25 protein-coding genes, 1 tRNA gene and 1 other annotated feature are annotated in these 22,069 nt (G+C 38.7%); of the genes, 6 read left to right on the forward strand and 20 right to left on the reverse strand.

The window, feature by feature from the left end; all coding sequences use genetic code 11:
• Window positions 1–84: 84 nt before the first annotated feature.
• From GVV22_RS04695 to GVV22_RS04715, 5 genes are all read right to left on the reverse strand, one after another.
• Window positions 85–666, reverse strand: a complete 582-nt coding sequence (locus tag GVV22_RS04695; protein ID WP_159648991.1) for a class I SAM-dependent methyltransferase — start codon at window positions 664–666, stop codon at window positions 85–87.
• Between the two features lie 24 nt (window positions 667–690).
• Window positions 691–1,062: a 50S ribosomal protein L7/L12 gene (gene rplL / locus GVV22_RS04700; protein WP_159634339.1), complete on the reverse strand. Its 372-nt coding sequence runs from the start codon at window positions 1,060–1,062 to the stop codon at window positions 691–693.
• Window positions 1,063–1,082: 20 nt separating this feature from the next.
• Entirely contained in the window at window positions 1,083–1,676 is a 594-nt protein-coding gene (gene rplJ / locus GVV22_RS04705; protein ID WP_159648992.1) for a 50S ribosomal protein L10, read from the reverse strand.
• A 38-nt stretch (window positions 1,677–1,714) separates the two neighbouring features.
• Window positions 1,715–1,832 (reverse strand) — a sequence feature (ribosomal protein L10 leader region).
• A 95-nt stretch (window positions 1,833–1,927) separates the two neighbouring features.
• On the reverse strand, window positions 1,928–2,782 hold the full coding sequence (locus tag GVV22_RS04710) for a metallophosphoesterase family protein (RefSeq protein WP_159648993.1): 855 nt from the start codon (window positions 2,780–2,782) through the stop codon (window positions 1,928–1,930).
• 79 nt (window positions 2,783–2,861) lie between these two features.
• A complete protein-coding gene (locus GVV22_RS04715) occupies window positions 2,862–3,251 on the reverse strand; it encodes a helix-turn-helix domain-containing protein (protein WP_159634350.1) in 390 nt (129 codons plus the stop codon).
• A 141-nt stretch (window positions 3,252–3,392) separates the two neighbouring features.
• Here GVV22_RS04715 and GVV22_RS04720 point away from each other — a divergent pair, with 141 nt between their 5' ends.
• From GVV22_RS04720 to GVV22_RS04730, 3 genes are all read left to right on the forward strand, one after another.
• Window positions 3,393–4,538: a TraB/GumN family protein gene (locus GVV22_RS04720; RefSeq protein ID WP_159648994.1), complete on the forward strand. Its 1,146-nt coding sequence runs from the start codon at window positions 3,393–3,395 to the stop codon at window positions 4,536–4,538.
• Window positions 4,539–4,608: 70 nt separating this feature from the next.
• Window positions 4,609–5,448 (forward strand): aldo/keto reductase, encoded by an 840-nt coding sequence (locus GVV22_RS04725; RefSeq protein ID WP_159648995.1) that lies wholly within the window; start codon window positions 4,609–4,611, stop codon window positions 5,446–5,448.
• Between the two features lie 172 nt (window positions 5,449–5,620).
• The gene (locus tag GVV22_RS04730; protein WP_159648996.1) at window positions 5,621–7,960 is read left to right on the forward strand and encodes a pullulanase; all 2,340 of its coding nucleotides are present in this window, start codon (window positions 5,621–5,623) and stop codon (window positions 7,958–7,960) included.
• A 31-nt stretch (window positions 7,961–7,991) separates the two neighbouring features.
• On the opposite strand, the gene GVV22_RS04735 is transcribed toward GVV22_RS04730, so the two are convergent.
• Window positions 7,992–9,191, reverse strand: a complete 1,200-nt coding sequence (locus tag GVV22_RS04735; protein WP_159648997.1) for an MFS transporter — start codon at window positions 9,189–9,191, stop codon at window positions 7,992–7,994.
• 64 nt (window positions 9,192–9,255) lie between these two features.
• Window positions 9,256–10,155, reverse strand: coding sequence for a nucleotidyltransferase family protein (locus GVV22_RS04740; RefSeq protein WP_159648998.1), 900 nt, complete (start codon window positions 10,153–10,155; stop codon window positions 9,256–9,258).
• 172 nt (window positions 10,156–10,327) lie between these two features.
• Between GVV22_RS04740 and GVV22_RS04745 the strand changes: the two genes are divergently transcribed.
• A tRNA-Thr gene (locus GVV22_RS04745) sits at window positions 10,328–10,401 on the forward strand.
• Window positions 10,402–10,453: 52 nt separating this feature from the next.
• Here GVV22_RS04745 and GVV22_RS04750 read toward each other — a convergent pair.
• From GVV22_RS04750 to GVV22_RS04760, 3 genes are all read right to left on the reverse strand, one after another.
• Window positions 10,454–10,663 (reverse strand): hypothetical protein, encoded by a 210-nt coding sequence (locus tag GVV22_RS04750; RefSeq protein ID WP_159648999.1) that lies wholly within the window; start codon window positions 10,661–10,663, stop codon window positions 10,454–10,456.
• A 420-nt stretch (window positions 10,664–11,083) separates the two neighbouring features.
• Window positions 11,084–11,344: a hypothetical protein gene (locus GVV22_RS04755; protein ID WP_159649000.1), complete on the reverse strand. Its 261-nt coding sequence runs from the start codon at window positions 11,342–11,344 to the stop codon at window positions 11,084–11,086.
• Window positions 11,337–11,858, reverse strand: a complete 522-nt coding sequence (locus GVV22_RS04760; protein ID WP_159649001.1) for a hypothetical protein — start codon at window positions 11,856–11,858, stop codon at window positions 11,337–11,339. The genes GVV22_RS04755 and GVV22_RS04760 overlap by 8 nt, the downstream gene beginning before the upstream one ends.
• A 219-nt stretch (window positions 11,859–12,077) precedes the next feature.
• On the opposite strand from GVV22_RS04760, the gene GVV22_RS04765 reads away from it, so the two are divergent.
• Window positions 12,078–12,632 carry a hypothetical protein gene (locus tag GVV22_RS04765; RefSeq protein ID WP_159649002.1) on the forward strand — a complete coding sequence of 185 codons (555 nt, stop codon included), beginning with the start codon at window positions 12,078–12,080 and terminating at the stop codon, window positions 12,630–12,632.
• 290 nt (window positions 12,633–12,922) lie between these two features.
• Entirely contained in the window at window positions 12,923–13,126 is a 204-nt protein-coding gene (locus tag GVV22_RS04770) for a cold-shock protein (RefSeq protein ID WP_159634380.1), read from the forward strand.
• A gap of 71 nt (window positions 13,127–13,197) precedes the next feature.
• On the opposite strand, the gene GVV22_RS04775 is transcribed toward GVV22_RS04770, so the two are convergent.
• From GVV22_RS04775 to GVV22_RS04820, 10 genes are read right to left on the reverse strand one after another with little or no spacing between them, the layout of a single operon-like run.
• Window positions 13,198–13,812, reverse strand: coding sequence for a V-type ATP synthase subunit D (locus GVV22_RS04775; protein WP_159649003.1), 615 nt, complete (start codon window positions 13,810–13,812; stop codon window positions 13,198–13,200).
• Between the two features lies 1 nt (window position 13,813).
• Entirely contained in the window at window positions 13,814–15,187 is a 1,374-nt protein-coding gene (locus tag GVV22_RS04780; protein WP_268890712.1) for a V-type ATP synthase subunit B, read from the reverse strand.
• Window positions 15,174–16,940, reverse strand: coding sequence for a V-type ATP synthase subunit A (locus GVV22_RS04785; protein ID WP_159649004.1), 1,767 nt, complete (start codon window positions 16,938–16,940; stop codon window positions 15,174–15,176). Before GVV22_RS04785 ends, GVV22_RS04780 begins: the two co-directional genes overlap by 14 nt.
• Before the next feature lie 11 nt (window positions 16,941–16,951).
• Window positions 16,952–17,260 carry a V-type ATP synthase subunit F gene (locus tag GVV22_RS04790; protein WP_159649005.1) on the reverse strand — a complete coding sequence of 103 codons (309 nt, stop codon included), beginning with the start codon at window positions 17,258–17,260 and terminating at the stop codon, window positions 16,952–16,954.
• Window positions 17,253–17,918: a hypothetical protein gene (locus GVV22_RS04795; protein WP_159649006.1), complete on the reverse strand. Its 666-nt coding sequence runs from the start codon at window positions 17,916–17,918 to the stop codon at window positions 17,253–17,255. Before GVV22_RS04795 ends, GVV22_RS04790 begins: the two co-directional genes overlap by 8 nt.
• Window positions 17,908–18,483 carry a hypothetical protein gene (locus GVV22_RS04800; protein ID WP_159649007.1) on the reverse strand — a complete coding sequence of 192 codons (576 nt, stop codon included), beginning with the start codon at window positions 18,481–18,483 and terminating at the stop codon, window positions 17,908–17,910. The genes GVV22_RS04795 and GVV22_RS04800 overlap by 11 nt, the downstream gene beginning before the upstream one ends.
• Window positions 18,483–18,962 carry a V-type ATP synthase subunit K gene (locus tag GVV22_RS04805; protein ID WP_159634392.1) on the reverse strand — a complete coding sequence of 160 codons (480 nt, stop codon included), beginning with the start codon at window positions 18,960–18,962 and terminating at the stop codon, window positions 18,483–18,485. The genes GVV22_RS04800 and GVV22_RS04805 overlap by 1 nt, the downstream gene beginning before the upstream one ends.
• A 1-nt stretch (window position 18,963) precedes the next feature.
• Entirely contained in the window at window positions 18,964–20,889 is a 1,926-nt protein-coding gene (locus tag GVV22_RS04810; protein WP_159649008.1) for a V-type ATP synthase subunit I, read from the reverse strand.
• Window positions 20,876–21,196: a hypothetical protein gene (locus GVV22_RS04815; protein ID WP_159649009.1), complete on the reverse strand. Its 321-nt coding sequence runs from the start codon at window positions 21,194–21,196 to the stop codon at window positions 20,876–20,878. Before GVV22_RS04815 ends, GVV22_RS04810 begins: the two co-directional genes overlap by 14 nt.
• A gap of 16 nt (window positions 21,197–21,212) precedes the next feature.
• Window positions 21,213–21,818, reverse strand: a complete 606-nt coding sequence (locus tag GVV22_RS04820) for a TetR/AcrR family transcriptional regulator (RefSeq protein WP_159649010.1) — start codon at window positions 21,816–21,818, stop codon at window positions 21,213–21,215.
• Window positions 21,819–22,069 lie beyond the last annotated feature (251 nt).

Raw genomic sequence — 22,069 nt, forward strand, 5'->3', positions numbered from 1 at the left:
TCCTGTACTTTTACAACAACCAAAAAAACGCGCATAAATCCACTATTATGCAATTTTATATGTTATCACTTCGTGATCCATAAGTCAATCTTTTTTGGCTTGATAGACATAAAAACCTTTGTCTTTTTTTAGTAGTTCACAATTACCAAATAATTCGATACATTTTGCCTGCGCACTTTTAGCACCATGAGATTTTCTCATAACAAATATGAATGACCCACCGCGAGTAAGTGATTCGTACGCCGAATCGAATAATTCGTATAATTTTTCTTTTCCAACACGAATTGGGGGATTACTTATGACTGCATCAAACGTTCCCATCAACCCATCTTGAACGATATTTTTTCCTTTTACATCATACCGTTTGAAATTTAAGTTTGCGAGTTCAACTGCACGTGGGTTAACATCAACCCCTGTGATATTGATATCAAAGTATGATGACAAAATAACGCCAATCACACCAATGCCACTTCCTAAATCCGCAACATTTCCCGTTAATTCTTGATTTGTTACAACTTTCAGAAGGACTTCGGTCCCTCGATCAAGACCATTTTTAGAAAACACACCATCGTCTGAATGAACGACATATTCAATGTCTAAAAACCGGAAAGGAACTTCTTTCCGGTTTTGCTTTAGATCTGAATTGTCTGTAAAGTAATGACTCACAGATTATCTTCAATCAGTTTTGAATTATTTAACTTCAACAACTGCGCCAGCTTCCATGAGCTTAGCTTTAAGCTCTTCAGCTTCTGCAGGTTTGATGTTTTCTTTGATTGCTGCTGGTGCGCTGTCAACTAATGCTTTAGCTTCCATCATACCAAGACCTGTGATTTCACGAAGTGCTTTGATGACTCCAACTTTTGAACCGCTAATTTCTTTGATGTAAACTGAAACTTCGCTTGGTCCTTCTGCTTCTTCTTCAGCACCTGCTGCTGCAACTGCTACTGGAGCTGCTGCGCTAACTCCGAACTCTTCTTCGATTGCTTTTACTAATTCGTTTAATTCAAGAATTGTCATTTCCTTTAGGGAAGCGATTAATTCTTCTGATGTTAATTTAGCCATTGTAAATTTTCTCCTTCTAATTAAGCTTCAGTTGTTTCTTCAACAACTGCTTCTGCTGCTACTTCTTCTGTAGCTTCTTCAGCTACTGCTTCAGCAGCTGTTTCTTCAACAACAACTCCTTCAGCTTCTGCACGTTGTTCTGCCACTTGTGACACAGCATATGCAAAGCTTCGGATTGGTGATTGGAACATACCAAGTAACATTGAAATCATGCCATCGTGGTTTGGTAATGCTGAAAGTTCTTTAATTTCTTCAGCGTTAACGATGTTTCCGTCAACTACACCAGCCTTGAGGACTAATTTTTTGTTTTTCTTAGCAAATTGTGCAAGTACACGGCTAGGTGCCACTGCATCAGTACCAAACGCTACAGCGTTAGGTCCTACTAATTCATCTTTTAAGCCTTCAAATTCTGTACCTTCAACTGCTCGTTGGAATAATTTGTTCTTGTAAACTTTGAACTCAATTCCTTCTTCACGAAGTTGGCGACGTAATGTTGTAATTTGACCAACGTCTAATCCGTGATACTCAACAATAATTGATGATGCTGAATTTTTAACCTTATCTTGAATCTCTGCAACAACTGCTTTCTTATTTTCTAAGACTTCGTTACGCAAATGATTCACCTCCATTCGATCTCGCGGAAATCAAATTATAACCAAATAAATAAACCCACATCAAAGACGTAGGTTTAAAAGTTTTTTATACTTTTACCTCGGCAACATGATTAAGCGCTAGGCCGTTGCTGTCTTTGGCATATTTTGATAACACTAGTATTTTACCAACATTTGAGCGAATGTCAATCTTATCGCGACATTTTTTCCATTTATTTCTAGAAAGTATTACATATTTGTTGATGTGCCGTTTTTTAGAGACTATTATCTGGAATTTTAGGGATACATCGATGTTTTGACTTACAATGACGTGTATTATAAAGTGAAAACGCAAGTCGCCATTGATCGCTCAGACTTAGATGATTGTATGACGTTGCAACTTCATGGAAGCATCGCCAAAACTTTGGACCAGAATCCTCGCTCGTTATTATATTTCGGAGGATGAGTGATGCCCATAGCGGATTATCGCGATAGTATTGAGACTGTTTATAGTCTTCCACAACCGTAGATAAATGGTGGTACGTTTGTCTATTGTAAGTTGCTATCGAAAGTTCTGGGTAAAAGGTCACAATTTTGTATTGGTACCCGTATTGTGTAATCGGAATCCCCACAGAACCAGGATTGATAAAGTATTTATTGCCATAGTAATAATTTTGAGCATCATGGGAGTGTCCAAATAGACAAACATTAAAATCATAAACTGTTATAAGATTGTCAAACGCCTTTTCAATTGACGGATAGTGTTCAAAGCCATCGCCATGGATCACAAGAACGCGATAGTTACCCAATTTTATTTCTTCAACTTTAGGCAATGCTCTTATGTATTTACGATTTGCTTGGGTTAAATTCGCATACGTCCATGCGATTGGTTCCAGATTAATGGGTACATGATTGAAATCAAATGTTTCAAAGATGCGTTCTCGATTTCCAGAGATTTGGATTTCTCCATATTCCCTCACCAAATCCAGTACTTCGTTATCTTGATAGCCGTCTGTAATATAATCACCGAGAAAAATAATCTGATCTACATTTCGGCTTTGAGCATCACTTATCGCCCACTCCAGTCCGTTCAAATTCGAATGAATATCACTAATTACCGCAACTTTCATAGATATTGCCTCGTTTCTGTTGTCTTGATTTTAACACAAACAAAGGAGCTTTCGCTCCTTCCATCAAACACTTATGTTGTTATTCTGCTGTGTTTCTTGCGATTACCGAACTATTGACGAGACAATCGAACAATTCATCGACAAGTAAAAGCTTGTCAGCTTCATCCAGGCTATATAAATCAACACCTAGTTCTTCGTGTGAACTCACGTTGTTAACAACGTGGAATAAATTTCTCTTAATACTCACTGCACAATGCTTTTGATCGATTGCGTCGGGTACCTCTCGAACCAGGGTATCAATCGTTACTTTCAATTCATTTGAAAGACGAATGAGGTTCCTCATATCAGGATTCGAGTTCCCACTTTCCCATTTCGCAACAGCTTGTTGCGAATAGTTTATACGTGAAGCTAATTTATTCTGTGTTAGACGGAGTTCTTTTCTAATTTTTCTTAAATTAAAATGTAACATCTTTCCATCACCGCGTTTCATTATACATGATTTTACGCATTTTAATATGCTTTTTCACAAGTTTATTCATACTTTTCGCAATTTATTTAAAAATTCCAATCTTAGAGTATTTTTTGGTATCATAGGGCTAGAGGTAATTGCATGAAAACGATAAATTTTGAAAATAAAGTGATTCATTTTGTTTCTACTGCCCACGTATCGAAAGAATCCATTGAAGAAGTTAAAATGGTGATTGAAACAACGCAACCCGATGCCGTCTGTATTGAGCTCGATGCGCAACGCGCACATAGTCTACAGCATCGTGATGAACAAAAAGACATCGATATCAAACACGTCATTAAAAATAAAAAAGTCGGATCGTTTGTAACCAACTTGATTCTATCATCCTATCAGAAGCGAATGGCTGATGACCTTGACACCCAAGTTGGTCAAGAAATGCTTCAGGCAATCGAAAGTGCCCAAGCGGTTGGTGCACGAACACACATGATTGACCGTGATGTTCAAGTGACATTTCAGCGCATATGGCGTAATCTGACATTTTGGAAGAAACTTAACCTAATTGCAACATTAATCACAAGCTTCTTCACAGATGACACTGTTGACGGCACTGATATTGAAGCCTTAAAACAAAGTGACTTACTTTTTGAAGCGGTACGTGAAATGGATGAGCATTTGCCGGATGTTTCGTTGCGCCTTTTACACGAACGTAACTACTACATGGCCGAGAAAATCAAAGCCGTTTATGGTGATACATTAGTTGTTGTGATTGGTGCCGCGCATACCGAGGGTATTATCGAAGCTTTGTATGAAACACATTCGCTAAGCGAGCTCAATGTTGTGCCTCCTAAGAAAAAGAATTCTTGGGTTCAATGGCTTGTTCCTGGAATCTTGATTCTACTTGTAACATTGCTTACTTTTAGAAACCCACAAGTAGGATTACAGCAGTTTCTTGTGTGGATGGGTCTAAGTGCCGGACTTGCAACACTGGGGGCTATCATTGCCGGGGCACACCCACTCACCATCCTTACCACGCTCGTCACTGCGCCGATTGGAACGTTGAGCCCCTTTCTTGCAGTTGGGATTTTCGCAGGTCTCATGGAAGCTTATCAACGCCCACCGACCACTAAGGACTTTGACGCTTTGTCAGACGACATCACAAAGCCAACATGCTGGTTTCAAAATAAGGTCTTACGTATTTTACTCGTACTGTTACTCACCAACTTGCTCAGTTCAATTGGAACGTTTATTGCGGGTGGGAATATCATTAAAACTCTCTTCAACTTTTAGCCTCTTCAAAGAGGCTTTTAATTTATCTCTGTTTGAATATAACGTATAATTACATGTAGGAGGATCACACATGAAAAACTATACATTAACAAATGGCGTTGAAATACCTGCAATCGGTTTTGGAACCTGGCAAACCCCGGATGGCGACGTTGCTAAAGCGTCTGTGCTCAAAGCTTTGGATGTCGGTTACCGTCACATCGATACTGCAACCATTTATGGTAACGAGCAAAGTGTTGGGGATGCAATTGTAGAAAGTGGCATTGATCGCAACGACCTTTTTATCACTACAAAGTTATGGAACGATATGCGTCATTATGACGAGGTTATGACTGCGATTGACGCATCTTTAGAAAAATTACAAATTGATGTCATTGATTTGTATTTAGTCCATTGGCCCAACCCTGTCGCGTATCGTGATGACTGGAAAGGCATTAACAGTGAAACATGGCGCGCTATCGAGGATGCATACGATCAAGGCAAACTTCGTGCGATTGGTGTATCTAATTTCCACCAACATCATCTTGAAGCACTGTACGAAACCGCTCGTATCAAACCTATGGTCAACCAAATTTACTTAAACCCTAGCGATATGCAGGCCGAGCTTGTGGCATATAATACAGACCACGGCATGCTTACAGAAGCATACAGTCCATTGGGAACCGGGAATCTTTTTGAAGTTCCGGAACTCATCGCGATAGCGAAACAGTATAACCGTAGCGTTGCACAGGTAACACTCCGTTGGTCCTTACAGCACGGATTCTTGCCGTTACCCAAATCGGTAACACCTTCACGCATCGAAGAAAACTTCCAAATCCATGATTTTGAACTTTCTAACGAGGATATGGCCCGAATCGATGCGTTACATGGCGTTGCGGGAACAGCACCAGACCCCGATACCAAGAATTATTAATCTCACCACGAATCCAAAGTCAATATTTGCCGTTTAGGCTTCATTAATGACTTTGGATTCTCTTTTTATGGCATAACTTGCATGTATTGCAATTCTTGCCGTATACTTTAAAGGCTTAATTTTGTTCAACCGAAACATGTTTCATGTTGAATAATTTAGAAAGGGTGATTTTATGATGTATCCCGAACCCGATCACAACTCTGAATCAATAATAAAAAGTGCACTACTGGTTAATGACAGTGTTGTTATTCTCCAGTTCACAACGACCACAGGTTTTACCACTGACAATATTTTAGAGAAGCTTATGCTTACAAACAAATCCATGCAATTCAAACCGGTCGATGTTCAAATCGAATATGATCAACATACTGTGTATTTGATCGGCGATTATGATATTAACTATCCAACACATATTTCCCTTGGTGGCGCGACATATCCCGTCATCATGGCTTGGCAGCTCAAAGATGAACTTTATCAATATGATGGACCTTTGGGGGCTTTGTTGTATCCTGACGGAACCGCAGATTTTTATTTATGGGCGCCAAGTGCAGAAACGGTGACGCTTGTTCTTTACGATAAAGATAATCCAGAGATCGTCATTGGACGTTTTGCGTTGGCTAGAAGAACGCATGGGGTATGGCATGGTCTTCTAAATAGTGAAAATACATCACGCTCTTCAGTTCGCGGGTTCTATTATCAGTTTGAAATCCTTCGTGATGGTCAAACCTATCTCACTTTAGATCCTTATGCTCAGTCCATGGCGGCATGGGCAAGCGACAACGGTTCTACAATTGGTAAAGGCGCCATTGTAAATGCTCAACAGCTAGGTCCAGAACTCGATTTTGCATCCATTCAGGGGTATGAAACACGTGAGGATGCCATCATTTATGAGATCCATGTTCGCGACTTTACTTCAGACCCTGATATTTCGGAAACACTTCAAGCCGAGTTTGGAACATTCGCATCCTTCATTGAGAAGCTTGATTATATTAAAAATCTAGGTGTAACCCACATTCAACTCTTACCCGTTATGAGTTACTACTTCATTGACGAACTTAACCGCGATCGTCTTTTAAACTACACATCTTCCAACAACAATTACAACTGGGGTTATGATCCACATAGTTATTTCTCACTAAGCGGAATGTATTCACAAGACCCACGCAACCCCGAGCTGCGCATCATCGAATTCAAGAATCTTATTCAAGAAATCCACAATCGTGGCATGGGCGTTACCATGGATGTTGTCTACAACCATACAGCCCAAATGCACATCCTTGAAGACATTGAACCCAATTACTATCATTTTATGAATCTGGATGCATCACCTCGAGAGAGTTTCGGTGGCGGTCGTCTTGGAACGACTCACGCAATGAGCCGACGCCTCTTAATCGATTCCATTTGTTATTTTACAGAAGTATTTAAAATTGATGGATTCCGATTCGATATGATGGGTGACCATGATGCCACCACCATCCAAAATGCCTTTGACGCAGCAAAAGCCATCAACCCGAATGTTTTGATGATTGGTGAAGGTTGGCTTTCCTACGCAGGTGATGAGGGAATCCGTATTGACCATGCCGCAGATCAGCAATGGATGCAATTCACCCAAGCAGTTGGATCTTTCTCCGACGAAATGCGAAATGAGTTAAAGTCAGGTTATGGGAGCGAAGGGCAACCACGTTTTCTCACAGGTGGCGCTCGTAATATTCACACTATTTATGACAATCTTATTGCGAATCCTAGTAATTTTTATGCCGATGATCCAGGGGATGTTGTTAACTACATCGCAGCCCATGATAACCTCACGTTGCACGATGTCCTCGCTCAATCAATACGGAAAGATCCAAAATTCTACGAGAACGAAATCTTGCAACGACAACGACTTGGCAATCTTATGATTCTTACCGCTCAAGGAACCGCATTTCTACATGCTGGTCAAGAGTACGGACGTACGAAACAAATTCTTGATACCGTTTCAGAAATTCCCTATAAATCTACCATGATGCATAACGAAGATGGTACTCCCTTCGAGAATCCTTATTTTGTACATGATTCTTATCAAGCTAGTGACCTCATTAATCGTTTTGAGTGGCGTAAGGTGACAGACTTCGTCAATTACCCTGAGCACGTCAAAACCATGAATTATACAGCTGGACTGATTGCACTTCGAAAGAGCACACATGCATTTACACACGCGACAAAAGAAGCCATCCACGAGAACGTGCGGCTCATCAGTTCGAACTGCATTGGTTTAAATGACCTCGTTATTGCCTACTCAGCATATGATCCTAAATGTCTGTGTGAGTATCTTGTTGTTGTAAATGCTGACAGTATTGAACGTTATATTGATTTGTCAGGATATGCTCGACATCTTTCAAGTGGAACCATAATTGCAGACCGTACAAACGTTAACCTGAACGGTTTGGATTTTATTGATGGCGTTTTACTTAAAGGCCAAACCTTGATTCTTGATCCACTCACAGCAACAATTATTCGTTTTCACGACTAAAAAAGTAAGTGCCTTTGGGACACTTACTTTTTTAGTGCTGTGTTGCTGGGGTTTCTTTAGCCATCGCAATAATCACAAAGGCAATCAAGAATAACACGCCCGAAACTACAAAGCTTAAAATCGGATTGATCGTGTAAACAACACTCGTTACAAGTGCTCCAAAGATTTTTCCAAACATCATTAGTGCATTATATAAACCTGCTAATTGATTTCCTTCGGTAGCATTTTGTTTTTTCGATAAAACTGCATTCTGTAGTGCAGGAATCATAACTGTATAGGCGCCAAACCAAAGTAATGATACGCCCACAAATCCTGATTCTGTTGGCAACCACGCGACAATCGCTGCAAGGGTCGCCATCCCGATAAAGAGATTGCGTAAGAACACGCGTCCAAAAACTTGTTTTCGTCGAATCAAAATAATATTAAGGACAACTGCAAACAGTCCCGTTATAAATTTGATAATTCCGTTCTGACTTGGAACAAAATTGAAAATATCTTTAATATAATAATTAAAACTCTGATCAAAAAGTGTTGACCCAATTGATGTAATAAACACCGTAATTAGTAACGGAATCATAAAGCCAATCATTAAGTGCTTGGCATTGTTAACAATCTTGATTGGATTCGATTCTTTGAGCACACTACGCGTATCAATTTTACGTTCTTCGAATGCTTCTGTTGGCACAAGAATAATATATACCAGAATACCTAAAACAATATGCATTGCAGCTTGAATCATGAATGTCATTCGGACATCAACATCACCCAAGAATCCACCCACAAAGAATCCAAGCGCTGCACCAACACTTACAATAACGGATGATATCGTTATATAGTGAGCTTGTTCTTCGACCTTTGCATTATTAACAATATAACTCATAAATCCAACTTGGAATCCTCCTGCAAAGACCCCACTTATCAGACGTGCGATATAAATCTCAACTTCTGTATGCGCAATACCAAAAAGAATTTGTGCGAGCGCATACCCGATTGATGAAATCGCCAGAATTTTTGATTTCTTCATACTATGTGCCATATTCGACCATATTAGCGCGAAGATAAAGTTAGTCGTACACATTGCTGCAAACGAAACGCCAAATACATGTGGTGGTAGGTTTAAATCTTTTAGCAAGGATGGTGTGACAGGGTGTGCTAAGTTCATTCCCACCGTTAAGATTAAGTTTAAGACAATAAATATTGTCATTTTATGTTTTTCAATAAATCCGCGCATACGCCCTCCATAATTAAAAGTAGGCAATTGCCTACTTTAGTTTAGATGTTTTTATGTGTTTTGTCTATTTCCATAAATCGGATGGGTAAGTTCCATCTGATTGGAATGTTTCAAATTGTTTCAATACCATTGGTTTGTCATCTTGGTAAGTAACACCAAACCAACGATCTGGGGTATCAAGAATACGAACTTTGAGTTTGCCTTCTTGAATTAATGCACCCACATCATTTGGAAGTAGTGCTTCCGATTTCATTGGATTTGCAGCCACTTCATTTTTGAGGAATGCTTCAAATTTGCCTTCCATCATTTCAAAGATAGCAGGTGTAAAGCCCCAGAAGTTCATAGATACTTGTGTTCCATCAGCGATAAGATGTTGATCCTCACCACCAACAACACCTGCTTCAGTACGGCGAATTCCATCAACTTCAACGATGTCAGTTAGATAGCCACCTTCGTTTTGGCATACACCTCGTGTTACGGTTCCATTATCAGTAATTGTATTGTCCACGATGTATCCCATCATGGATGCGTTTGTATCCGTAACTTCTTCGTTGAGGAAACGCGCCATTTCGACAAATGCGTGTTTGCCATAGTAGTCATCAGCATTAATGATGACAAACGGTGTATTCACGGTATTACGTGCTGCAAGAAGCGCATGAGTTGTTCCCCATGGTTTTTCACGGCCTTCAACACCTTCAAACCATTCTGGAACATCTGTAATGTTTTGGAATGCATATTCAACTTCGATATGTGGACGTACTTTTGATACGAGTACTTCTTCAAAAATATCTTTGTGCTCTTCTCGAATAATTAGTACTAATTTCTTGAACCCTGCTTGGATTGCATCGTAGATTGAGAAATCAATGATTGCTTCACCACTTGCACCAAATTTGTCAATTTGCTTTAATCCACCGTAACGGCTTCCCATTCCGGCTGCTAGAATTACTAAAGTTAGATCTTTCATAGTATCCTCCTATTGTCTTGTTCATTGTATCATAGTTCAACTTTTGATTCTTATAGTATTTTGTTTTTGACCCATGAATCATTGTCTTTTCGAGCAATCACGAAACTTCGCTTTTTTGTTTAATTCTCATCTTGCTTTTTATTGTTAATTTGAGTATCATTGAAATGCACATGCCGCCATAGTTCAATGGTAAAATAGAGCAATGGTAATGCTCAGTTCCGAGTTCGATTCTCGGTGGCGGCACCATTTGAAACAACAGTTGGTTCTGATACTTCGGTATTGGCACCAACTTTTTTGTTCATCCGGAAGCGTGGAAATGTTTATTTCTTTCTATTAAAAAAAAGAAACCAGAAGCAAATACAGTTATAGGAAAAATTATGAATTGTAGAAAATCATGGATTAATTTGCAGGAATGTGAATAGTATGGGTCAATAAAGTAAATTAAAACAGCAGCAACAAGGGACAAACCCATACACAAAAAGCCAACTAAGCGATAGTCTTTCTTCATAGTGCACCTCTCTATTCAATATCAAATGTAAAAGTTAAATTCTGTACTTTGATTAGCATTTCAATCATACCATTAATTTAGACATTTCCCTTTAATTACATACCAGAAATAGAGTTTTTGAAATTGAAAAATAGGTTTGTCTTCGGAATGAAATAGTGATAAAAACTAGTCCGTGATCATCAATTGTTTATTCGCCCGTGAGCAGAAACTAAATCAATACCCTTTATGCAAAATGTGCCAAGATCGGTTATATCGGCAGGGTTTCTACTATATAGTTTATAAATTACAAAAGAAAACCACTATAAAGTGGTTTTTGTATAGGTTCCTATTAACACTAATATCCTTCACCCGATACTCTCAAAGGCCATTCGCCTACAGACCATAGATCTAGGGCATAGATAATTGTATAACGTCTATCTTTTATACATAGGGGAAAGGAATAAATACACTTTTCCATGTAACGACGAGTAAGAAAAGTATTGTAGGAATGAATTTTCGATACTTTTTATTTGAAGTTTTCTCTTGAGACTGACTTCCTGAATCTATCAAAAAGATTACAAAGATAATTACAAATGATGCAATATCTACATTTGTCGATTTGTATTTAAAGAGTATTCCGAATAGTAGATTTACAATTACAATTGCATAAGAGAATCCTGTGAGATTTTTTAAATCAGTCATTAATAGTATACTCACGTGTAAGAGTTGTACCATAGACCCAAACAGAATAATCAGCATTTCGATAGACATCGATTTTAGCTTTCAATCTTGTCACGCCATCAACTCTTGATTGAGTTCTCGTTATTGTATAGTACAAATCAGTCCCGTACGAAACTCTTTGATATATTGCAGCTGAAAAACCCATGAGGGCTGGTATTGGATTACCAAATGTTAGAAGACTACCGGCCATTCCTGCGGCCATTGAATATATCGATGACCCGTTGTAACTACCATAACTGATGGTAGTTCTTTTCGGATAGTCATATCTATCTCTTTTCGTTCTTTTGAAGTCTGTTCCAAACAACTCTATATTTATTAGATCCATCTCAGTTTGGGTAATATAGACTATTTCTGTAGTTTCAACTGTGGCATCAGCACTTACGATATCTTCATCCGCACTCACAGGGATTGCGATTACCATTAAAATTAATGTGGATAGAATGGAAATACATGACAATTTAAGTAGTTTATTCATTTTCATTTTCTCCTTTAACCCTTCGGTTTATGGAAAAAACATATCACAGGTTTTTTTATGAGTACACATTATCTGTTCGAGTGGTATAACTTGCATTTCTAAGTGGTGTAACTTTCGTATCAAGTGCCGTTTTCTAAGACATAAGATACGTAATTCGTGTCATTCTTTCGAGGTGCAGTTGACCATAATGTATAATACGCAAATGTAAAGGGGAACATTATGAAATCAAAATACACTATAATCATCGGACTCTTATCCGCAATCATTCTACTTTTAATTGTCGTGATCATGGGGTCGGGAATTTACATTTTCAAAATTCTGCCAGAACAAAACGTAGCAGAATCTTACATTGAGACACCATTACAAACAAACCCAGGCAAGCCAAACGATTCGAACACTCCAACTCCTACACTAGATGTCGCCGCATCTGCGTCACCTGATGCAACGAGCCTCAGCATCGACACCGTCGATGCATACTTACATGACTATGCAAATTATCGGTACACATATAAACAACAACATGGTTACATCAATGATTATTCAATGACAGAAATCGGTGTAAGTCAAAGCACCAATAAAGTAGGTAAAGTTTTTCAGGTTACTTATGACCGATATGGACACAAGAAGCAAGAATTTTATTTTGTAGGAATTAATTTCGAGTCCAATGGTAACCAACTTATCATTTCTGATTTGGTAGATGAGAACGATGACTCCTTACATGATCTCGTTGATGATGTGAGAGATGAGGGCTTTATTATCGTATTAAAGCAATAGCACTTCAACTCACATCATAAATTGGGGATAGTTCAGTAATTTAATTGGATACTCATTCTCGTTCATTTTTGTCTAGTTATCAGCAAGTTCGAACAATCTCAATCTATTCGATTGCGACCAATTAAACAAATTCCACCATTTAATCCTATTTACTTTACAAAAGAAACCGCATTCATATCTTTACTCATGGGATAAAGTATGATAATATTTAAAAAGAATATGACCAAAACATTCAATAATACTTTACGCTATTATTACATGCTTCATATTTTAGAGGGAGGTATTATTCTATGGAATCAGGAAAAGTAAAATTCTTTAACGCAGAAAAAGGCTTCGGCTTTATCATCGTTGACGGATCAAACGAAGAAGTATTCGTACATTTTTCTGCAATCGTTTCAGAAGGTTACAAAACATTAAACGAAGGCCAAGCAGTATCATTTGATATTGTTGAAGGACAACGTGGTAAACAAGCTGACAACGTACGCGGTTTATAAGAACTGAATACAACAAAAGGAGCCTCGGCTCCTTTTTTATTTATCTTTGAATCAAGCCATGCTTGATTTTTTTAACGATTCGTAACTTTCATCACGCGAGCTTGTTGGCTTCGTGTTTGGTCATCAATCTTCAATTCAATATATCGAATCGTTTCTTTGATATTTGGAATTGTTTTGTATTCGAGAGCATTAACTCTACGTCGTGTTAACTTAATCTCTTCCGAGAGCATGAAACATTTCTTCTCAAGGGATGCTAGCTCAATGATTCGTTGAAGACTCTGAGCGCCCTCGTCCTGCATCGTATTGACATGGGGATTCATTAGAAGCACCGAAGTCGTTTTGGCTGGTGCTTCCCCTTGAATTAGTTCATAATGTGGAATATCAATGCCCATAACCGATTCAAATTCCATTTTCAAACTTGGTGATGATTGATTATTTCTTAATATCGCATTCAAAGTTTGATTGCTTAGTTCTAATGATGCGTAATTATATTCTTGATTCAGGACATCAAATTCATAATCAACTTGCTTACGAAGATTTAGTGCATCTTCATAATACTCCATAAAATTACGAATCAAGGCATCCTGCTTTTGTTTCAATAAGCGATGGCCTTTTTCTGCAATCATCAAGCGTCGCTGCAAATTTTTAAGTTCCATCCGTGTCGGGTTAACTTTTAAACGAGCCATATTAATCTACTTTCTTATAGTATTTATCAAGATAAATATCACGAACACGTTTTAACTCACCTTTAGGTAGTATTGAAAGCAAATTCCAACCAAGGTCCAGTGACTCTTCAATACTTCGATTTGTATAAAAACCTTGCCCAATAAACTCACGCTCGAAACGGCGCGCAAACGCTAAATATTCTCGGTCGGTTTTTGAAAGTGACCCTTCTCCGAGAATTGCTGCAAGTTCAGATGTTTCTTTACCCCGTGCGTAGGAAGCAAAGAGTTGATTCATGACATCAGCATGATCTTCTCGGGTTTTACCTGTACCAATCCCTTTATCTTTAAGACGGCTTAAACTTGGTAAAACATCGACAGGTGGTGTAATATTTTGTTGATTCAAATCGCGAGACATAATGATTTGTCCTTCAGTGATGTATCCCGTCAAATCAGGAATTGGATGTGTCTTATCGTCTTCTGGCATTGACAAGATTGGAATCATAGTGATGGAACCATTTCTATTTTTTAGTTTACCTGCACGCTCATAAAGGGTTGCAAGATCTGTATACATATAACCTGGATACCCTCGACGTCCTGGAATTTCACGACGTGATGCTGAAATTTCTCGCAGCGATTCTGCATAGTAGTTCATATCACTCATGACTAAAACGACATGCATATCTTTTTCAAATGCAAGATACTCAGCTGTGGTGATCGCCATGCGTGGTGCAAGTATTCGTTCTATTGCTGGGTCATTCGCAAGGTTTACAAACATAACCGTTCGATCAATAGCACCGGTTCTTTGAAATTCATCTTCAAAGAAACGCGACTCTTCAAATGAAATTCCCATCGCACAGAAAACAACTGCAAAATCAACATCATCATCTAAGACTTGGGCTTGACGGACAATTTGAGCTGCGAGTTCATTATGTGGCAAACCTGATCCAGAAAAAATTGGGAGTTTTTGTCCAACAACCAAAGTATTAAGCACATCGATTGATGAAATACCTGTTTGGAGAAATTGGTTCGGATATTCACGAAGTAACGGATTCATGACACGTCCGTTTACGTCTCGCTCCGCTTCGCCGAGTAAGACTGGTCCATTATCACGAATCACCCCTTTTCCATCAAAAACGCGTCCTAACATCGTTTCTGATACTTTCAGGCTCATTGGCTTCCCTTGGAAGTGTACCCTTGTTTCATCAGGACGAATTCCCATGCTTGATTCATACAGCTGAATAATTGCTTTATCATCCTCTATTTCAAGGACACGGCCAATTCGACGATCGTGTTTATCGATGATGATTTCAACATGTTCATCAAACTGCACATTTTCAACATTTTCAACAATGAGAAGTGGCCCAACCACTTCGTTAATATTCTTATAACCCTTCATGATTGTCCCCCTCCTTCAAAGCCCTAAATTCTTCTTCTGCTGTTTCTAATATTTTCAAGAGTTCTGGGGTTTTATCACTTGGTTGGTACTTCATACGTGAAATATCATAGAGTATGTCCATATTTGTAATATCTCCAATTAGAATATGATCATGAATTAGATACTCTTTTGCAAGGGCATAGAATCCTAAAATGACGATCATCATGTTGGCTTGCTTTTCATAGGAAGTATACGTATCTTCCTCTTGGAATGCATTTTGTTGTAAGTAGTCTTCGCGAATCATGCGTGCTATTTCCAATTTTAAGATGTCTTGGTCAGATAGCGTATCTTTTCCTACGAGTTGTACAATTTCTAAAAGTTGTTGCTCATCTTTAAGAATCGATAAAGCTTCTTGACGATTTTTCACAAAATGTTTATGTACATTTTGTTTCAAGAACCGTTCTGTAGGTTTTTGATACAACGAGTAACTTTCGAGCCAATCGATAGCCGGAAAGTGACGCATGTGGGCTAATGATGCATCTAATGCCCAGAAAACCTTGACAATTCGAAGGGTCGCTTGTGTTACCGGTTCGGACAAATCTCCCCCAGCCGGTGATACAGCTCCAATCATTGTCACAGATCCATGTTGCTTGTTTAGCGTTTGGACCACACCTGCTCGTTCATAAACATCAGCCAAGCGGGAACTCAAGTAGGCTGGATATCCTTCATCTCCTGGCATTTCTTCTAAACGTCCACTCATTTCTCGAAGAGCCTCTGCCCATCGAGATGTTGAGTCAGCCATGAGTGATACATCATAGCCCATATCGCGGAAATACTCAGCAATCGTCATTCCTGTGTAGATTGACGCCTCTCGTGCTGCTACGGGCATATTCGAGGTGTTTGCAATAAGGATTGTTTTATTCATAAGCGGTTGCTGGGTACGGGGATCTTCGAGTTGTGGGAATTCATTTAAAACATCTGTAATTTCATTCCCTCGTTCGCCACACCCAATATAGACAACCATGTCCGAGTTGGACCACTTCGCAAGCTGATGTTGTACAACGGTTTTTCCAGATCCAAAGGGGCCTGGAACACAAGCGGTACCACCTTTAGCAACAGGAAAGAACGTATCAATAATTCGTTGTCCTGTAATCAGGGGCTCATTGGGCATTTCTTTTTGTAAGTAGGGACGTGATTTTCGAATCGGCCAATAAGACATCATCACAATATCATGGTTTCTTTCTTCATTTTTAATAACCACAACGGGTTCTGTGACATTCTTCATTCCTGGATAGATAGCAATGACTTCACCATTTAATCCGTGGGGAACCATTATACGATGTTCAATGCCATTTTCCATTACATGTCCTACAATCTCGCCTTCAGTTACATAATCAGCGATGGCAACCCTTGGGATGAAGTCCCATTTTTTTTCTGTATCGATGGCATCATAATGAAGGCCTCGGGCAAGAAATTCTCCAACATTTTTAGCATATGTTTCAAGATTTCGCCCCACCCCATCTAGAATTTGCGACAGGATACCTGGTCCTAAAACTATACTAAGTGGACGGTGTGTTGAAACAACCGGTTCACCAATTTTGATGCCTGATGTTTCCTCATACACTTGGATAGATGCTTTATTGCCGCGTATTTCTATTATTTCACCGAGTAAATTCTTATCTGATACATAAACGGTGTCGTACAAGCGCGCGCTTGGGATATCTTTTGCGACCACTAAGGGTCCTGATACTTTGGTTATTGTTCCATAATTCAAACTAATTCCTCCTAAACTTTAAGCGTTCCAATCGCTTGTTCAATTGATTCGTGGAGCCGCTTCTGTGCTTCTTTATGGGACCCAACACCATCCGATAGCATCACGATGGTTAAAAGTGGGTCTGTATTATAATTTTGAATGGTTTCTTTGTGGTCTCGATAAATCGTTTCATCCACAAGGATAAGTTCTTTTTGGTTTTGTTTCAATTCGCGTAGTAATGGTGCTATTGATTCATGACGTTTAACGCGATACACTTCGATGCCCATACTCTCAAGTAACGCATGGCCATCGTCGTAGGAAAGATAGAGTATATTATGCATCATATCTCCTTATGTATTTTTCAATCGGTGTATCTAAGTACGGACGTTTTAGATAAATCTTAAGATTGTTGAGGTGTAACATATATTGAATTCCGAGTACAAATGTTGCGTCCTCAGTTGTTAGATCTCTAAGCATATCATCAAAGAAATGAAATACCGTTTCATCAAAGCATCGCATGATGTTATTGACCGTCACATCACGCATCGTCGCATGATAGGGACTGTGGATTAGTAAATGATTCACATCGGCATATCGTTGATATGCTTCCGCTGAAATTAAGCCAACTGCGCTTGTATCAATGTCCTGTTCATGCATGTGTCGTAGAATGTTCGCATAATCGAGTAACATTGCGGCATAACGGTTCGCAGTTTTCAGATGAAATGATTGTTGGCATACGTCACGCAACATCAAATCGAGTTGCTGATCAACCTTTTTTGAGGTCTCTAAATCATAGGTTAGTGTAATTAGCTGGATATATAGTGTATCAATTCCGTGGTGAACAAGCATGCTTTTAAGATTCGAAACATGCTCATTGATGATCGCGTCGGCAGCATACATATTGACTCCTTCTTGACCTGATGCGCGTTGAATTTCTTTTTTTAAGGATACTATCTCACGATTCAAGAGCACATTAAGCATTGAAACACTAGCGTTCATGATGGTCACCAAACAAAATTTGATAAATTTTTGTCGTGAATAATTCTCGATTCATTTCAAAGTATTGTTTGTACTCTACATTCACATCATAGTTGTCGTAATTAAGTACAAAGCCATTTTGAATGGAGGAATCACAGACAACTTGGTATCCCTGTCCAAATGTTTCCAAACACACTTGATAATGCGCTTCGCAGATCAAAATACGCGGTTTTTTCGTTTCGTCTTTGCTTAAAGCATTGTTAATTAAGAGCACTGTTTGTTCTGGACTTAAGTCTTCAAATGTCACAATCACATCATCGTAAACTCTCGACACAAATTCATGCTTGAGATTCTCAATCCGTTCATGCTCATGTTTTTCGATATTTCGAAATGTTCGTTTTTCGAGTTGTTTTGCTTCCGCCTCAACCTTTTTCAGCCGAAGTGCTTCCCGGTCATGACCTTCTTGTATCATTTGATCGTAAAGTTTTCGGCCAGCTTCATGAGCTTGTTCTACCGTTTTTTGAAACGATGCATCAGCAGATTTTTGAATGGATGCTAAGATCAATTCAAATCCTGTTTGAGTCATTAGAACGTCACCGTACTTAAGATAATAATTGATGATACAAATGCAAGTAATGCATACGTCTCAACCATAACCGCATAAATGATATTTTTCGTCATTTCATTTTCGTTGCGTGCTAGCAGATGAACTCCTGATACGGCGACACGAGCTTGTGCGAGTGCAGTGGGTCCACCAACAATAATCATTGGTAAACATGCCATAAAGATGTATAAACCTTCTTGCAAGCCCATGCCGACGTGCAAACGACTTAACGTCATGATTGCAATAACAAAACCATACAGACCTTGTGAAGCAGGCATCATTTGAAGTAAAAGACTCTTTCCAAATTTCTCTGGCTCATCAACAATCAACCCTGTTGTTGCTTCACCAACCATACCGACACCTTTTCCACTATTATATCCTGGAATTGCAACAACAAGTCCCATTCCTAAAACCGCAAATATGAGGCCTCCGTATTCCATAAAATATTGCATGAATGACATATTAATACTCCTTTTCTAATTTAATGTATGTTGGTTCTTCAATAAAGTTTTTAAAGGGTTTTCCCCCACCAATAAAGAATTTACCGAAGAATTCGACGTATGTAAGTCGAGCTGAGTGAACATACGAACTCAAGCCACTTATTAATAAGTTAAAGGTATGACCGAAGATAAAGATAATGACTCCGGCAATAACACCGATAATTCCCATACCACTGACCATATCAACCATCATGTTAAAGGCAACACCAATTGATGCGCCCGCTAATCCTAACGCCATTAAACGAGAGTAGGAAACGACATCACCCAGGTAATTGGTAAGGCCATACAGACTGTAGAGGCCTCCAGCTGCTTTACCTCCGATAGATTTTGCATTACGTCCATTTGTGAGGACAATACCAATCATCCCAATTAGCATCGCAATTTGGGCATATCCCATATATGCCACATAGGCATCAGTAAAGAGTTGAGTCACAAAAATACCCACACCTGAAAGTGTCAAGTACCAGAAAATGACATCGTATAAAATGTAACGTTTTTTATAATCACGGTAATAGATATAGCCTTTTACACCCAATCCTACGAATAGATGAACAACCCCAAACATGAGCGCCATGATCAACACACGGTTGTATTCACTGTTTATATCGATAACTGGTGTCAGTGGAATCAAACCACCAAAGAATGAGCCATATATTAGACCCCAAAACATGGTCGGTATACTTACGTACAGCAAGAGGCGAACCATATTTTCCACATTTGGTTTAAGTGTTATTTTTTTGAGTACAATTGAAAGAATTATTGCCATAACCAAACCATAACCAGCATCAGCAAGCATCATTCCGAAGAAAAATGCATAGAATGGTGCCAGAATTGGTGTTGGGTCTAATTCATTATATTGTGGTTGAGAGTACATGTTTGTAATGGGTTCGAATGCACGTGCAAACCGTTTGTTTCTTAATTTTATGGGAACCTCGCGCGAATGAATCGGGGCCGCTTCGAGACTTAAGTCATAAGCACCTTTCGTTGCATCATCAATCATCATACGAAAGACGGTTTCATCCTCCGTTTCAACCCAACCACGAATCAGTGTCACATGAGATGATGTTTGAAATTTCAATTTCTCAGTTTCTCGAAGTGATTCATTGCGTAGTGCTTCATAGTGTGCTTGGAGAATTTCAGTATAAAGACTTACTTGTGTCAGAATCTCATATTCATTCTCACGTTTATCTAAAATATCTTGAAGTGTATACTTCATCTTCTGGACAATATCCTGGATATGAAGTGATGTGGATGATCGGTATTCCATATCATATTTTTCTGTAATAATTGAGACTCTTTCAAAGTTCTCAGATGATGGAATGATAACAAAGACACCATAGTGGTCACCTTTTTGAAATTTATGCATATAATACAACGACTCAATTGGGTTTAATTCATCAAGGATCGCAGATACGTTCTCCGCTGGAACATTACCAATAATCGGTTTTTGCTGAATTAAACTACGGATTTCTTGTGTTGTTAGTGATCCTTTACGAATCGGACTGTGATGGATAAATTGTTTAAAGGTTTTCTTATCGTGTTCATTAAATTCCAAAAATAAGTCAGTAATCGCACCTAAACTATGTTCCTCAATAACAGCATTGAGTTCACTCAATGACATTGATTGGATGCCAAGTTGGTTCATACGATCCTTCTTCTTATTTTTCTTATCAAGTTCTTTGATTTTTTTTAATACAGTTTGAATATGTTCTTGTTTTTCAAGATTTCGTTCGAAATCATAGGTTGATTCATAGTGTGAGAAACCTTCGTAGACATCTGGATTTTCTGCAAACATTACCGTTTGGAACTTTTGCATTTCGCTCATAATATGATCGACATTTTCCGAATTTACGAAGAGTTTGTATTCGCTCATTTTAACAATCGCCAAACGCAAACACCTCCTCTATGATTGAATTCAACGCAATATCCTTTTTAGCTTCATAATACGCCAAAATCTGTGCCTCTGCTTCCTGTGCCGCCGCATGCAGCACCTTTCCGCGAGACTCTGCATTGTGAACCGCTTGAGCATTGCGTTGTTTTTGCACCTCAGCTTGCGCTTTCTGCTGCTTGGCACAGTCTTCTTGTGCCCTATGTCTGTAGTCGCCAACAATGTCGTCATAAACCTGGGATAGGCTTTCAATCGTTTCTTGATATGACATTTCAACAGCTTTTATCGCTTCTATTTTTTTATTCAATAATCTTCACCCTCTCTTATGAAAAACTGGTCAACACCTCTGCACTGCGTTCATATAACGCGTTATGCGGTATCGCTAGTGATTGCTCTACAAGATCTGTAATTTCCCGTTTACTGATAGGGTACACTTTGGCTAACCCATAGATTCCTTCAAGCGTTACGACGAACATAAGTTTTGGATGTTGAATCTGAAAGTATCCTTGAGCCTGACCTTCTTCAATAATTTGCTCCACAATCTTCTCTGCAAACTTTAGATAACGTTCGTGAAATGATGTAATTAAGTAAGCATCTTCTTGATTGGGATGGATTGGTCTTAGCCCATAGTATGGATGAATTTCATAGAAAGTATCGAGTAAGATTAAAATTTTATCTAAGACGTTATGTCCGTGATTGGATAAGCGACGACTTAGAATCGATACCTGTTCTTCACACAGACTATCAACTACTGCGTCCAGAATCTCATCCTTGGATTTAAAGTAGTAATACAACAACCCTTTTGCCACTCCAACCGCTTTCGCGATTTGTGTAATCGACGTTTTGTCTACACCATACTCTGTAAAAAGATCATAGGCTTTTGCGACAATTTCTTTCTTTCTTACTTCCGGTAATTTATGTTCTGCCATAGTTTCACTCCAATTTTCTAGATTATATTTTAATATTGACCATTAGTCAATTAAGTAAATTCTATCATATTCCACCCCTTTTGGGGTCCGTTCTATAAAATAGTTTCTCTACTTTTTTAATCTGCGAGAGTTCTTAAATGTCTAGTTTAAGGGGCAACATTCATGTTTAACGAAATTCATTCCTACCCAATTATATAAATCTTAATAGACCCTTAACCTTCCAAATATCACACAAATTCCATAGTTATCTC

The sequence above is a fragment of the Erysipelothrix aquatica genome (assembly GCF_009828825.1).
GTDB lineage: Bacteria > Bacillota_I > Bacilli_A > Erysipelotrichales > Erysipelotrichaceae > Erysipelothrix > Erysipelothrix aquatica_A.